This is a genomic window from Xanthomonas sp. LMG 12459 (genome assembly GCF_009192905.1).
Lineage (GTDB): Bacteria > Pseudomonadota > Gammaproteobacteria > Xanthomonadales > Xanthomonadaceae > Xanthomonas_A > Xanthomonas_A sontii.
On record NZ_NSGT01000004.1, the window covers coordinates 209,826 to 222,947 of the forward strand.

At 69.2% G+C, this 13,122-nt stretch carries 11 protein-coding genes; 4 read left to right on the forward strand and 7 right to left on the reverse strand.

Annotated elements, in window-relative coordinates; all coding sequences use genetic code 11:
- Positions 1–169: 169 nt before the first annotated feature.
- The 6 genes from CEK65_RS01755 to tsaD all read right to left on the reverse strand — a co-directional run bounded on the left by CEK65_RS01755 (position 170) and on the right by tsaD (position 7,891).
- Positions 170–2,344, reverse strand: a complete 2,175-nt coding sequence (locus CEK65_RS01755; protein WP_152180573.1) for a glycoside hydrolase family 3 N-terminal domain-containing protein — start codon at positions 2,342–2,344, stop codon at positions 170–172.
- Between the two features lie 255 nt (positions 2,345–2,599).
- On the reverse strand, positions 2,600–3,541 hold the full coding sequence (locus tag CEK65_RS01760) for an alpha-E domain-containing protein (protein WP_017912040.1): 942 nt from the start codon (positions 3,539–3,541) through the stop codon (positions 2,600–2,602).
- A complete protein-coding gene (locus tag CEK65_RS01765) occupies positions 3,541–4,989 on the reverse strand; it encodes a circularly permuted type 2 ATP-grasp protein (protein WP_010341631.1) in 1,449 nt (482 codons plus the stop codon). The genes CEK65_RS01760 and CEK65_RS01765 overlap by 1 nt, the downstream gene beginning before the upstream one ends.
- 79 nt (positions 4,990–5,068) lie before the next feature.
- Positions 5,069–6,388 carry a mechanosensitive ion channel family protein gene (locus CEK65_RS01770; protein WP_152180574.1) on the reverse strand — a complete coding sequence of 440 codons (1,320 nt, stop codon included), beginning with the start codon at positions 6,386–6,388 and terminating at the stop codon, positions 5,069–5,071.
- Positions 6,385–6,738, reverse strand: a complete 354-nt coding sequence (gene folB / locus CEK65_RS01775; RefSeq protein WP_152180575.1) for a dihydroneopterin aldolase — start codon at positions 6,736–6,738, stop codon at positions 6,385–6,387. Before folB ends, CEK65_RS01770 begins: the two co-directional genes overlap by 4 nt.
- A 70-nt stretch (positions 6,739–6,808) precedes the next feature.
- Positions 6,809–7,891: a tRNA (adenosine(37)-N6)-threonylcarbamoyltransferase complex transferase subunit TsaD gene (tsaD, locus tag CEK65_RS01780; RefSeq protein WP_152180576.1), complete on the reverse strand. Its 1,083-nt coding sequence runs from the start codon at positions 7,889–7,891 to the stop codon at positions 6,809–6,811.
- Between the two features lie 122 nt (positions 7,892–8,013).
- On the opposite strand from tsaD, the gene rpsU reads away from it, so the two are divergent.
- The 4 genes from rpsU to dnaG all read left to right on the forward strand — a co-directional run bounded on the left by rpsU (position 8,014) and on the right by dnaG (position 11,790).
- Positions 8,014–8,229 carry a 30S ribosomal protein S21 gene (gene rpsU / locus CEK65_RS01785; protein ID WP_003465342.1) on the forward strand — a complete coding sequence of 72 codons (216 nt, stop codon included), beginning with the start codon at positions 8,014–8,016 and terminating at the stop codon, positions 8,227–8,229.
- 244 nt (positions 8,230–8,473) lie between these two features.
- Positions 8,474–8,920 carry a GatB/YqeY domain-containing protein gene (locus tag CEK65_RS01790; protein ID WP_017912044.1) on the forward strand — a complete coding sequence of 149 codons (447 nt, stop codon included), beginning with the start codon at positions 8,474–8,476 and terminating at the stop codon, positions 8,918–8,920.
- A 141-nt stretch (positions 8,921–9,061) separates the two neighbouring features.
- Positions 9,062–9,976, forward strand: a complete 915-nt coding sequence (locus CEK65_RS01795) for a YihY/virulence factor BrkB family protein (protein ID WP_026143465.1) — start codon at positions 9,062–9,064, stop codon at positions 9,974–9,976.
- 71 nt (positions 9,977–10,047) lie between these two features.
- Positions 10,048–11,790, forward strand: coding sequence for a DNA primase (gene dnaG, locus CEK65_RS01800; RefSeq protein ID WP_152180577.1), 1,743 nt, complete (start codon positions 10,048–10,050; stop codon positions 11,788–11,790).
- A 75-nt stretch (positions 11,791–11,865) separates the two neighbouring features.
- Here dnaG and CEK65_RS01805 read toward each other — a convergent pair whose 3' ends face one another.
- Positions 11,866–13,062: a hypothetical protein gene (locus CEK65_RS01805; protein ID WP_152180578.1), complete on the reverse strand. Its 1,197-nt coding sequence runs from the start codon at positions 13,060–13,062 to the stop codon at positions 11,866–11,868.
- Positions 13,063–13,122: the final 60 nt, after the last annotated feature.

Genomic DNA, 13,122 nt, shown 5'->3' on the forward strand with positions numbered 1-13,122 from the left:
CGTCCGTTGCGGCCCCACAGAGGCACGCCAGACCATGAAAGTGGCTGCAAGAGCAGCCAGCGCGCGTCCTCCGGGCGGCATGGCGCTGCCTCCGGATCGGGGCACTCCGCGCGGCCGAATCACCATCGGCGTCACGCCCACGTCGGCGACGGCTGGCGCTGCGCCCGGCTCAGCCGGGCAGCAGCTCGAAGGCCACCGGCTCGCCGCTGGCCGAGGACGCGCACACCCACAGGTCGAACAGGCCCGGCTCGGCCGCGCACTGTCCGTCGCGGCCGGTGAAGGCCAGCGCGTGGCGGTCGAGGGTGAAGCGGACCTCCATGCCCTCGCCCGCGGCCAGCCGCACCTTGCGGAACGCCTTCAACTCGCGCACCGGGCGCACCCGGCTGGCGACGCGGTCGTGGATGTACAGCTGCACCACTTCCTCGCCTTCGCGCTCGCCGACGTTGTCGATGCGCGTGGTCACGGTCAGGGTGTCGTCCCAGCCGACCTGGGTGCGGTCGAGCTGCGGCGCGCCGTAGGCGAACTGCGTGTAGCCGAGGCCGTGGCCGAACGGATACAGCGGCGCGTTCGGTACCTCGCGCCAGCGCGACTTGAACTCGCTCATCGTCGGCAGCTCCGGCCGGCCGGTGCGCGGGTGGTTGTAGAAGTACGGCTGCTGCCCGGCGTCGAGCGGGAAGCTCACCGGCAGGCGCGCGGACGGGTTGTAGTCGCCGAACAGCACGTCGGCCACCGCCGGGCCGGTCTGCGTGCCCAGGTACCAGGTCACCGCGATCGCCGCGGCGTCGCGCACCGCGCCCTGCAGCGCCAGCGCGCGGCCGTTGCGCAGCAGCACCACCAGCGGCGTGCCGGTGGCGGCGACCGCCTCGGCCAACGCCTGCTGCGCCGGCGGCAGCACGATCTGCGTGCGCGACTGCGCCTCGCCGCTGTAGCGCTGCGGCTCGCCCAGCGCCAACACCACCACGTCGGCGCCGCGCGCGGCGGCCACCGCCGCCTCGATGCCGCCGTCCAGCGGCGCTTCCAGGCCGCAGCCGGGCACCACGGTCAGCGCCTGCGCGTCGGCCAGCGCGGCGCGCACGCCGGCTTCCAGGGTCACGTAGCGGCTCTTGTCGCCGAACAGGGTCCAGCAGCCCTCGATGTTGTCGCGATCCTGCGCGAACGGGCCGATCAGCGCGATCTTCTGGCCCTGCTTGCGCAGCGGCAACACCGGGCCGTCGTTCTTCAGCAGCACGATCGAACGCCGCGCCGCGTCGCGCGCCAGCGCATCGTGCGCGGCGATGTGCGACGGGTCCGCCTCGCGCGCCGGGTCCAGCGAGCGGTACGGATCGTCGAGCAGGCCGATCGCTTCCTTCAGTTCCAGCACGCGGCGCACCGAGGCATCCAGCAGCGCCATCGGCACCTCGCCGTCCTCCACCAGCGACGGCAGGTGCGCGGCGTAGAAGCCGCTCTGCATGCTCATGTCCATGCCGGCCAGGAACGCCTTCTTGGTCGCGTCGCGCTCGTCGGCGGCATAGCCGTGCGCGATCAGCTCCATGTCGGCGGTGTAGTCGGAGATCACCACGCCGGGGAATTTCCACTCGCCGCGCAGGATCTCGGTCAGCAGTTCGTGGTTGGCGCTGGCCGGCACGCCGTTGATGTCGTTGAAGGAGGTCATCACGCTCAGCGCGCCGGCCTCGAAGGCGGCCTGGAACGGCGGCAGATGCACGTCGCGCAGGGTCTGCGGGGCGATGTCGACGCTGGCGTACTCCATGCCGGCGGCGACCGCGCCATAGGCGGCGAAATGCTTGGGCGTGGCCAGCAGCGCGTCGTCGGCGCGCAGGTCCGGCCCGTGGAAACCGCGCACGCGCGCGGCGGCGAAGGCGCAGCCCAGCACCACGTCCTCGCCGGCGCCCTCGGCGCCGCGGCCCCAGCGCTGGTCGCGGGCGATGTCCACCGCCGGCGCGTAGGTCCAGTGGATGCCGGCGGCGGTGGCCTCGACCGCGGTGGCGCGCGCGGTGCGCTCGGCCAGTTCCGGCTCGAAGCTGGCGGCCTCGCCCAGCGGGATCGGGAACACCGTGCGCATGCCGTGGATCACGTCAGCAGCCAGGATCACCGGGATCCCCAGCCGGCTCTCCTCCAGCGCCACCTGCTGGATGCGCCGCCCCAGTTCCGCGCCGACGCCGTTGAACAGCGAGCCGACCCGGCCGGCGCGCACCTGCTGCAGCACCTCGTCGGCATTGCGGACGTTGGCTTCCGGATTCACGTCGGGGGCGAACGGGCGCACCATGTCGGCGAAGACGCCGAGCTGGCCGACCTTCTCCTCGACGGTCATGCGGGCGATGAGCGATTCGATACGATCCGAAGCCATGGGGTCCTTTGAGAAAACGTTTACATAGCCGCCAATTCTAGCTCTGCGGCCAGTCGATGGGGCAAGTTCCGGCGCCGGAATCGCCTATTCATAAAACTGTCTACCGACCGGGGCCGAGCCTGCCGCCGCGCACCATACGCCGGCGAAGGGGCGCCGCCTAGGGGGGGACTGGAGGGAAAGCCGGGCCCGGCCCGGCGTGGATCCGGGATCGCCGCGGCCGGCCGCTGGCGCAGCGCACAGGCCGCCCGCCTCAGCTCAGGAACTGAAGTAGGCCTCGGCGATCGCGTTGTGCAGGTGGCCGAGGTGGGTCTGGATCTCGTCCATGAACCCGGCCGGGTTGTGCGCGGCCAGGTAGGCCGGATCGGCATTGCGCACCAGCCCGCTGATGCGCATCAGCGCGCGCTCCACCGGCGGCCGCGGCGGCATGGTCGGCAGGATGTGCTGGGCGCGGACCAGGCAGAACTGCACGCTGCGCGGGAAATCGTTGTTCTGCAGCAGGAAGCGCAGCGCCTGCTCGCCGGTGACGCGCTGGCGCACGTGGCGGCGGTACATCTGGTAGGCGGCCTGCGCGCGCAGCACGCTCATCCACTGCATGGCCTGGTAGGCCTCGCGGTCGTCGGCCTTGCGCGGGGTGATCAGGCCCGAGGCACCGGCATCGATGATGCGCGTGGTCATGTCGGCCTGTTCGATCGCCGTGCCCAGGCGCAGAAACTGGAAGCCGATGTCGCGGCTGACGTTGGCGGTCAGCAGCCCGGACACCTTCAGGCAGGCATCGGTCACGTGGCCCAGGAACTCCATGCGGTAACGGCGACCGACGCTGCGCTCGCCGTTGGCGTCGATGTACAGGTGCAGGTCGTTGACCGCTTCCCAGATCTCCTGCGGCAGGGTGTCGCGGATGCTGCGCAGCAGTTCGCGCGCGTACTGCACCGAACTGCGCAGCGAGGACGGATTGCGCTCGTCCAGCAGCAGGAAGCGCACCACGTCGGCGTCGCCGACGTCGTCGCCGGCGTTGGGGAACCACAGCGCGAAGATCTCGCCGGCGCCGACCGTGTCGATCATCGGCCGCCAGGCAAAGCGCACCGAGCGCGGCAGGTCCAACTGCAGCAGACTGCCCACTCCCACCAGCCGCGCGGTGGTCTCGGCGCGGCGCACGTAGCGGCTGAACCAGTAGAGGTTGTCGGCGACGCGCGAGAGCATCAGTCCAGCTCCTCGTCCAGGTCCACCACCCAGGTGTCCTTGGCGCCGCCGCCCTGCGAGGAATTGACCACCAGCGAGCCCTCCTCCATCGCCACCCGGGTCAAGCCGCCGGTGGTCACGTAGACGTCCTCGCGGGACAGGATGAACGGGCGCAGGTCCAGGTGCCGCGGCGCCGGCCCGGCCTCGGTCACGATCGGCGCGGTGGACAGGCCCAGGGTCGGCTGCGCCATGTAGTTGCGCGGGTCGGCCAGGATCAGCTTGCGGAACTGCTCGCGCTGGCGCGTGGTCGAGCGCGGGCCGATCAGCATGCCGTAGCCGCCGGACTCGTTGGCCGGCTTCACCACCAGTTCGTCCAGGTGTTCGAGCACGTACTGGCGGTCCTTGTCGTCGTGGCACAGGTAGCTGGGCACGTTGGGCAGGATCGGCTCCTCGTCCAGGTAGTAACGGATCATCTTCGGCACGTAGGCGAACACCACCTTGTCGTCGGCCACGCCAGCGCCCGGCGCATTGGCCAGCGCCACCTTGCCGGCGCGCCAGCTGCGGATCAGCCCGGCCACGCCCAGCACCGAATCGGCACGGAACGCCTCCGGGTCCAGGAACAGGTCGTCGACCCGGCGGTAGATCACGTCGACCCGGCGCGGTCCGTACACGGTGCGCATGTAGGTGCAGTCGTCGTCGGCCACGAACAGGTCGTCGCCCTCGACCAGCTCGATGCCCATCGCCTGCGCCAGATAGGCATGCTCGAAGTAGGCGCTGTTGAAGATGCCCGGGGTCAGCAGCGCGATCACCGGCTGGTCGCCCGGGCGCGGCGACAGCGCCGCCAGGGTGTCGTAGAGCTGCGCCGGGTAATCGTCCACCGGCAGGATCGCGCTGGTCTCGAACAGTTCCGGGAACACCCGCTTGGCGACCATGCGGTTCTCGAGCATGTACGACACGCCGCTGGGGATGCGCAGATTGTCCTCCAGCGCGTACAGCGTGCCGTCGGCGTCGCGCACCAGGTCCGAGCCGCACACGTGCGCCCACACCCCCAGCGCCGGGGTGATGCCCACGCACTGCGGGCGGAAGTTCACCGAGTGCTCCAGCAGCATCGCCGGGAACACCTTGTCCTTGACGATGCGCTGGGCGCCGTAGATGTCGCCGATGAACAGGTTGAGCGCACGCATGCGCTGCTTCAGCCCGGCCTCGGTGCGCTGCCATTCGTGCAGCGGGATCACCCGCGGGATCAGGTCGAACGGCAGCGTGCGGTCGACGTTGCGGCCGTCGGAGTAGACGGTGAAGGTGATGCCCATGACCCGCGCGGCGACGTCGGCGGCGAGCTGGCGTTCGGACAATTCGCGTCCACTGAGGCTGGACAGGTACTCGATGACCCGGCGTGCGGCCGGACGTGGCTGCCCGTCGGACTGGATCAGCTCGTCGAAGGTGGCCGTGCGGTACTTGCTCCAGTCCATCGCGCCCCTTGTTGCTGCGGGCCGGCGGCGAGAGGCGCCGGCATGTTGTCCCGCAACATGCCCGCAGACGTGACAGCCGTCAAGCCGCCGGCGGCGGCACGGCGTCCGGGGCGCGGCGGATCCGTGCGCTGTCCATGAACATCGCGTCGCTGGAGGCCTGGAACACGCGCAGGTCGAAATTGGGCAGGATCGCCAGCAGGTGATCGAACAGGTCCGCCTGGATCTGCTCGTACATCGCCCAGCGGGTGTCGTTGGCGAAGCAGTACAGCTCCAGCGGCAGGCCGTTGGCGCCGGGTTCCAGTTGCCGCACCAGCAGGGTCATGTCCTGGCGCACGTGCGGGCTGGCGCGCAGATAGTGCTCGACGTAGACGCGGAAGGTGCCGAGGTTGGTGATCCGGCGGCCGTTGATCGGCGCTACCCCACGTTCGGCCAGCGCCCCGTTCCAGGCGCCGAGTTCGTCGCGCTTGCGGTCGATGTACTCGCGCAGCACGGTCAACTGCCGCATCTGCTCGATCTCGGCAGCGTCGAGGAAGCGCACGCTGTGCTGGTCCAGGTACAGCGCGCGCTTGATCCGGCGCCCGCCGGCCTCGCTCATCCCGCGCCAGTTCTTGAACGAGTCGCTGATCAGCTTCTTGGTCGGGATGGTGGTGATGGTCTTGTCCCAGTTCTGGACCTTGACCGTATGCAGCGCGATGTCGATCACGTCGCCGTCGGCGTTCTGCTGCGGCATCTCGATCCAGTCGCCGACGCGGACCATGTCGTTGGAACTGATGGTGACGCTGGCCACCAGCGACAGCAGGGTGTCCTGGAACACCAGGATCAGCACCGCCATCATCGCGCCCACGCCCGACAGCAGGATCACCGGCGACTTGTCGACCAGCACCGACACCATCAGCACCGCCGCGACCACGCCGAGCACGATCTTGAGCAACTGCATGTAGCCCTTGATCGGCTTGTTGTGCGCGTCCGGGCGCCGCTCGTAGACGTGGTTGAGCAGATCCAGCACCCGCGACAGGGCCAGCGCCACGGTCAGCACGATGAAGGCGGCGCAGACGTTGCGCACCACGCTGACCATCGCCGCCGGCAGGTGCGGCACCGCGCCGATGCCCAGCGACAGCACCAGCGCCGGGATGACGTTGGCCAGGCGCGGGATCACGCTCAGCTTCACTTCCTTGTCGCTGAGCACGGTGGCGCGCAGCGCCCGCCGCAGCCCGCGCAGCAGGATGCGCTTGGTCACCCAGTTGGCCAGCCACGCCGCCAGCAGCAGCGCCACAATCACCATCACGTCGTAGGCCCAGGGATACGGTGCCAGGGTGTGCTGCAGGTCGGCGAAGAAACGTGCGCCGGGCAGCGCCGCCGGCGCGGCGCTGGCGAACGGCAGCGAAGCCTGCGTGCTCATGCGCGGCTGCGCTCGATGATGACCCCCACTGCCTGCGCTCCGCGCACCGCGCCCGGCTTGCTCAGCTTCAGCCGCAGCCAATGCACGTCGAATTCTTGCAGCACCGCTTCCGCGCAGCGCTCGGCCAGCGTCTCGACCAGCCCGTAGCCGGACTGCTCGACCAGTTCCACCAGGCGCTTGCTCACCGCCTTGTAGTTGAGCGTGTCGGCGATGTCGTCGCTGGCCGCGGGCTTGCGGTTGTCGAAGCCCATTTCCAGATCGAAGCGCAGCGTCTGCCGGATCCGCCGCTCCCAATCGTAGATGCCGATCAGCGCGTCGATTTCCAGACCTTCGATGAAGACTTTATCCATGGGGAGCGGGGAATGGGGAATAGGGAGTGGGGAATGGTAAGAGAAGAGGCAAAAGCGGCGCGTGAGCCGCTCACGATTCCCGATTCTCCATTCCCGATTCCCGACTTGCCGCCAATGGCGGCAAGTCCGCCATGTCCCAGCGCGGCGTCACCTGCACCGCGGACGCGGTGTCGTGCAGGCCGGCCTGCAGGCGCAGGGCGCCAGCGAAGGCGATCATCGCGCCGTTGTCGGTGCACAGCGCCGGGCGCGGGAAGCAGGCACGGCCGCCGCGGGCCTGCGCCATCGCCTGCAGCTTGGCGCGCAGGCGCAGATTGGCGCCGACGCCGCCGGCGACCACGATGGTGTCGCTGCCGGCCGCCTCCAGCGCGCGCTCGCACTTGATCGCCAGCGTGTCCACCACCGCGTCCTCGAAGCCGCGGGCGATGTCGGCGCGCACCGCGTCGGACTGGTCGCTGTCGCGCCAGGCCAGCAGCACCTGGGTCTTGAGCCCGGAAAAACTGAAATCCAGGCCGGGCCGGTCGGTCATCGGCCGCGCGAAGCGAAACCGGCCCGAGGTGCCCTGCGTGGCCAGCGCCGCCAGTTGCGGGCCGCCCGGATACGGCAGCCCCATCAGCTTGGCGGTCTTGTCGAACGCCTCGCCGGCGGCGTCGTCCAGGGTCTCGCCGAGCAGGCGGTAGCGGCCGATGGCCTCCACCGCGATCAACTGGGTGTGGCCGCCGGAGACCAGCAGCGCCACGAATGGCGGCGCCGGCGCGCCGTGCACCGGGTCCGGATCCTCCATCAACGGCGCCAGCAGGTGGCCTTCCATGTGGTGCACGCCGATCGCCGGCACCTCCAGCGCCCAGGCCAGGGCCCGGGCCACGCCCGCACCGACCAGCAGCGCGCCGACCAGGCCCGGGCCGGCGGTGTAGGCCACCCCGTCCAGGTCGCGCACCCGCAGGCCGGCCTCGGCCAGGGTCTGGCGGATCAGCGGCAGCAGCTTGCGCACGTGGTCGCGGCTGGCCAGCTCCGGCACCACCCCGCCGTACTCGGCGTGCAGGGCGATCTGGCTGTACAGCGCATGCGCACGCAGCGCGGCCGCCCCGGAGCGGGTGGTGTCGTAGACGGCGACGCCGGTTTCGTCGCAACTGGATTCGATGCCGAGCACGTTCATGGGGTGCATTGTGCGGCCGAATCGGCGGCAGGCCAAACGGGGTGCTTGCAGCCGCGAAATCTGTCGCTATAATGTGCGGCTCGCCGGGCCTGACCCGGTCACCATTGTGTCCCGGAGATTCCATGCCCAGCGTTAAAGTCCGCGAGAACGAGCCCTTCGAGTTTGCGCTCCGTCGCTTCAAGCGCACCTGCGAAAAGGCCGGCGTGCTGGCCGAAACCCGCAAGCGCGAGTTCTACGAAAAGCCGACCCAGGAACGCAAGCGCAAGGCCGCTGCCGCGGTGAAGCGCCAGCTGCGTCGCACCTCGCGCGACGTCACCAAGCGCCAGCGTCTGTACTGAGGATCGCAGCCTGCGGTAGCGGGATGTGCCGGTTTCGGCATCCGCTACGGTAAGCCCACGAAGCCGGCACGCGCAAGCGTCGCCGGCTTTTTGTGCATCTTCCGCCTTGGCCAGGCGCTCCGCCCCGCGCGGGCATCGGTCCCATCCCTGTCCCTCGGCACCCGCGTGCCGCCTCGGCCACGGCCTGCGCCAGCGCGCTTGCCTAGAATGCCCTTCCCCTTTTCTCTTCCCTGTGGAGCCCCTCATGACCCTCAAGCAGCAGCTCACCGACGACATGAAGGCCGCGATGAAGTCCGGCGACAAGCACAGCCTGGGCGTGATCCGGCTGATCAACGCCGCCATCAAGCAGAAGGAAGTGGACGAGCGCGTGGAGATGGACGACGCCGCAGTGATCGCGGTGATGGACAAGATGGTCAAGCAGCGCAAGGACTCGGTGAGCCAGTACGAGGCCGCCGGCCGCGACGACCTGGCCCAGGTGGAGCGCGAGGAGATCGTGGTGATCGAGCGCTACCTGCCGAGCAAGATGGGCGAGGCCGAGATCGTCGCCGCGATCCAGGCGGCGAAGGCGCAGACCGGCGCCGCCAGCCCGGCCGACATGGGCAAGCTGATGGCCGTGCTCAAGCCGATGCTCGCGGGCAAGGCCGACATGGGCCAGGTCTCGGTGCTGGTCAAGCAGCAGTTGGCCGGCTGACCGCACCGATGCGTTAGCGCGCGCGGCGGGCTTCACCCGCCTTTCGGCGACGGGCTGCTACAACGCCGGCAAGCCCGCGCCCCCTTCTGCGCGCAGTGCGGGACCGGCGTTGCGACGCCGCGCGCCGAAGGTCCCGCGCCCATGTCCATGCCCCTGTCGTCCGATCGCCTGCACAAACATCTCGACCGCCTGCAGCAGAGCCTGCCGGCCGCGCTGGTGCGGCGCTTCGTCGAGATCGACGTGATGACCCAGGCGGCGTCGCTGTCGTTCTACGCGCTGCTGTCGCTGGCGCCGCTGCTGGTGCTGCTGCTGTGGCTCACCGCCTCGCTGTATCCGCAGGCGCAGGAGGCGTTGATCGCGCAGATCGGGCAACTGGCCGGGCACGGCGCGCGCGAGGTCGCGCAGACGGTGATCGACAACGCCAAGAACCAGCCCAGCGTGGGCTCGCTGGCGGGGCTGTGGAGCACCCTGTTGCTGTTCGTCGGCGCCACCGCGGTGTTCGCGCAGTTGCAGAACGCGCTGAACCTGATCTTCCGCACCGACAAGCAGCGCCTGGACGGCCTCATGGCCTGGCTGAAGAAGCGCGTGTTCTCCTTCGGCGTGGTATTCGCGCTGGGCTTCCTGCTGCTGATCTCGATGATCCTGACCACCGTGCTGCAGGTGGTGTTCGCGCGGATGCCGTCGGTGCTGCCGGCGGTCGGCTACGTCTCGACCCTGGCGATCTACGTGCTGGCCTTCGCCGTGCTCTACCACTACCTGCCCGACCGCCGCGTGGAATGGCGCCAGGCGATCATCGGCGGCGCGATCACCGCCTGCCTGTTCGTGGCCGGGCGCTACGCGATCGGCCTGTACATCGCCACCGCCGCGCCCGGCAGCGCCTACGGCTCGATGGGCGCGCTGGTGATCCTGCTGGTGTGGATCTACTACGCCACGGTGGTGTTCTTCGTCGGCGCGCTGATCACCGCGGTGATCGACGAGCGCCTGCGCTCGCACAGCAAGCTCGTCGCGGCCGGGATCGACCCGCGCAGCGCTGCGCAGGCACCGCCGGCGCCCTGACCGCACGGCGCTGAACCACGCGCAGGCCGCGCGGCCAGCGTGACGGCGCATGCGCATGGCATCCTATGCGGATGGCCCGCATCCCCGACGCATTCATCGACGACCTGCTCGCACGCACCGACATCGTCGAGGTGATCGGCACGCGCGTGCCGCTGAAGCGTCAGGGCAAGGAGTACGCGGCGCGCTGCCCGTTCCACGACGAACGCTCGGCCTCGTTCACGGTGTCGCCAACCAAGCAGTTCTACCACTGCTTCGGCTGCGGCGCGCACGGCACCGCGATCAGCTTCCTGATGAATTACGACCGCCTCGAATTCCTCGACGCGGTCGACGAGCTGGCCAAGCGCGCCGGCATGGAGATCCCGCGCGACGCCCAGCAGCGTGGCGCGGCGCAGGCCGCCGGCGACGACCACCGCGACCTGTACTCTGCGCTGGAAGCGGCGGCCAAGTTCTTCCAGCGCCAGTTCGACGGCAGCGAGAAGGCGCGCGCCTACCTGGACGGCCGCGGCGTGGACGCGGAGAACCGCGCGCGCTTCCAGATCGGCTACGCCCCGGACGGCTACAGCGCGCTCAAGGACGCGCTGGGCACCGACGAACGCCGGCTCAAGCTGCTCGACCGCGCCGGGCTGTTCTCCAAGAACGACCGCGGCCACGTCTACGACAAGTTCCGCGACCGGGTGATGTTCCCGATCTTCGACCGCCGCGGCCGGGTCATCGCCTTCGGCGGCCGCGTGCTCGACAAGGACGACGGCCCCAAGTACCTGAACTCGCCGGAGACCGCGCTGTTCCACAAGGGCCGCGAACTGTACGGCCTGTGGCAGGTGCGCCAGGCCAACCAGAAGATCGAGCGGCTGATCGTGGTCGAGGGCTACATGGACGTGGTCTCGCTGTTCCAGTTCGGCGTCACCCAGGCGGTGGCGACGCTGGGCACCGCGACCACGCCGGACCATGCCGAGCTGCTGTTCCGCAACGCGCCGGACGTGTTCTTCTGCTTCGACGGCGACGCCGCCGGCCGCCGCGCCGGCTGGAAGGCGCTGGAATCGGTGCTGCCGCGGATGAAGGACGGGCGTCAGGCGTTCTTCCTGTTCCTGCCCGATGGCGAGGATCCGGACACCATCGTGCGCAAGGAAGGCGCCGCGGCCTTCGACGCGCGACTGGTCCAGGCCACGCCGCTGTCGCAGTTCTTCTTCGACGAACTCTCGCGCGAGATCAACCTCGGCACGCTCGACGGCAAGGCCCGCCTGGCCGAACGCGCGCGGCCGATGCTGGCGCAGATTCCCGACGGCGCCTTCGGCGACCTGATGCGCCAGCGCCTGGCCGAACTCACCGGCATCGGCGCCGCCGCACCGGCAGTCGCCACGGCCGCGGCGAGCCGGCCGCCGCCGCGCGCGCCGCGCCCGGCGCACAAGCGCAGCCTGGTCCGCGAGGCGATCGTGCGCCTGCTGCAGGCGCCCTCGCTGGCGCTGGACCTGCCGCCGCCCTACCCGTTCGCCGGCCTGCGCCTGCCCGGCATCGAGCTGATGATCGAACTGCTGCAGATCGTGCATGCGCGCCCGGAGATCACCACCGGCGCCCTGCTCGAACACTTCCACGAACGCGAGGAACTGGCCGCGCTGCAGAAGCTGGCGGTGCAGGAGATCGCCGGCGAGACCGCCAGCTGGCGCCAGGAACTGCACGACGTGGTCGTGCAGCTGGAAAAGCAGACCCTGCAGCAGCGCCTGGACGAACTGCAGGCCAAGCAGCGCGCGCAAGGGTTGGACGAGACCGACAAGTACGAACTGCGGGAACTGTTGAAGGCGCGTGCGGGGCTGCATTGACCCAATGCGCACGGACGTCCGAAATGGCGGCGATCCGTATGCCGGACCGCCAGCTCTGACCCCACCCCGTCAGAACTATGCCGACGTTTCTGCGCGCGCCAACGCCGCTATCGCGTCCGCCTCCAGCGTCTCCCACTCCGCCCCCTTGGCTTCGATACGCGCGACCAGCGCATCCAGCAGCGCATCTGCATCCAGCGGCAGCGTCTGCGGCGTGGCACCGGGCGGAAATACCGGCTGCAGCCAGTTCGCGATCAGCGCCTCGTAAGCCTTGGTGTGCTGGAACGCCACCTGCTGCAGGAACGTCTTCAGGTCGGTCGGAGGACTACCGCTCGGCGTTCCGGCCAGCGGCTGATTGGCAATCTGCGTGTAGGCCACACCCGACGCCCATGCTTGCACGATGGCTGCATTCACCGCCAGATCGACATCCGAGATGGGCTTGTTGTCGTAGAGCGTCTTGATCTGCCGAAGCATGGCAATGACCCACGCGTGCGGCACCGCGTCCAGGGTATTCCACATATCGCGGTTCCATGCCTGGTAACCGTTGGCCGGCGTGGGCGGTAACAGCTGCGCGTAGAGACTGGCGAACGCAGCGTTACCTGGCGTAGCTCCTGCGGTGGGATAGCAGTACACCGCGTTGTATCCATCGAGCTTGCCCGCCTGCTTGAGCCAGGCCGCGGTGGTCGGCGACAACGCGCCACCGAGGCTGTGCCCGACGAAGATCACCGTGGCATCGTTGCTCGCGTTGCTCTGCAGGAAGCTGCACAAGGTCGTCTTTGGCGCCATGGCAGTGTCTGGACTCACCATAGTGAGCAGATGCCATACGCCCAGTGCCGTGCCCATCGAGATGACCGCGGCATCCTGCGGGATCGGCTTGGATGCCCTTGTCGGCGCAGCGCTTGCCAAAGGATCGTAGGTGGCGAAGTCGACCACCGAAGCGACATCGAAATCCTCGACCAACCAATCGTAGGGAGACTTCGGGTTGGTGGCGCAGATCGCCACCACATAGACGGCGGTCGAAAAGCCAGGCATGTCCGCGCACTTGGCGACGAACATTGCATTGTCAGAAAGATCGGAGTGTTGCCCCTGCCACACCTGCGGCCCCCAGACCAGTTCCCAGGTCCCGATCTTCTGCTGCGCTGGCGCCGACTTCAGGGTGTCCAGCAACATGCGCTGATAATCGGACTGCAGTGCTGGGGCGATTCCGGTCCGCGTCCCCACCCAATTGGCCAAGCTCGAAAGCGCAAACACGGTCTGGTACTGATCGTATTGCATGTGCGTGCTCCTGATCCCTGGAGAAGCGGGAGGCGATGGCGCACGCGTGGCGCGCCATCG

What these genes read in the sequence shown, in the direction of transcription:
- CEK65_RS01755 (WP_152180573.1), bottom strand. Translation starts at nt 2,344, where the DNA reads ATGGCTTCGGATCGTATCGAATCGCTCATCGCCCGCATGACCGTCGAG.
- CEK65_RS01760 (WP_017912040.1), bottom strand. Translation starts at nt 3,541, where the DNA reads ATGCTCTCGCGCGTCGCCGACAACCTCTACTGGTTCAGCCGCTACGTG.
- CEK65_RS01765 (WP_010341631.1), bottom strand. Translation starts at nt 4,989, where the DNA reads ATGGACTGGAGCAAGTACCGCACGGCCACCTTCGACGAGCTGATCCAG.
- CEK65_RS01770 (WP_152180574.1), bottom strand. Translation starts at nt 6,388, where the DNA reads ATGAGCACGCAGGCTTCGCTGCCGTTCGCCAGCGCCGCGCCGGCGGCG.
- folB (WP_152180575.1), bottom strand. Translation starts at nt 6,738, where the DNA reads ATGGATAAAGTCTTCATCGAAGGTCTGGAAATCGACGCGCTGATCGGC.
- tsaD (WP_152180576.1), bottom strand. Translation starts at nt 7,891, where the DNA reads ATGAACGTGCTCGGCATCGAATCCAGTTGCGACGAAACCGGCGTCGCC.
- rpsU (WP_003465342.1), top strand. Translation starts at nt 8,014, where the DNA reads ATGCCCAGCGTTAAAGTCCGCGAGAACGAGCCCTTCGAGTTTGCGCTC.
- CEK65_RS01790 (WP_017912044.1), top strand. Translation starts at nt 8,474, where the DNA reads ATGACCCTCAAGCAGCAGCTCACCGACGACATGAAGGCCGCGATGAAG.
- CEK65_RS01795 (WP_026143465.1), top strand. Translation starts at nt 9,062, where the DNA reads ATGTCCATGCCCCTGTCGTCCGATCGCCTGCACAAACATCTCGACCGC.
- dnaG (WP_152180577.1), top strand. Translation starts at nt 10,048, where the DNA reads ATGGCCCGCATCCCCGACGCATTCATCGACGACCTGCTCGCACGCACC.
- CEK65_RS01805 (WP_152180578.1), bottom strand. Translation starts at nt 13,062, where the DNA reads ATGCAATACGATCAGTACCAGACCGTGTTTGCGCTTTCGAGCTTGGCC.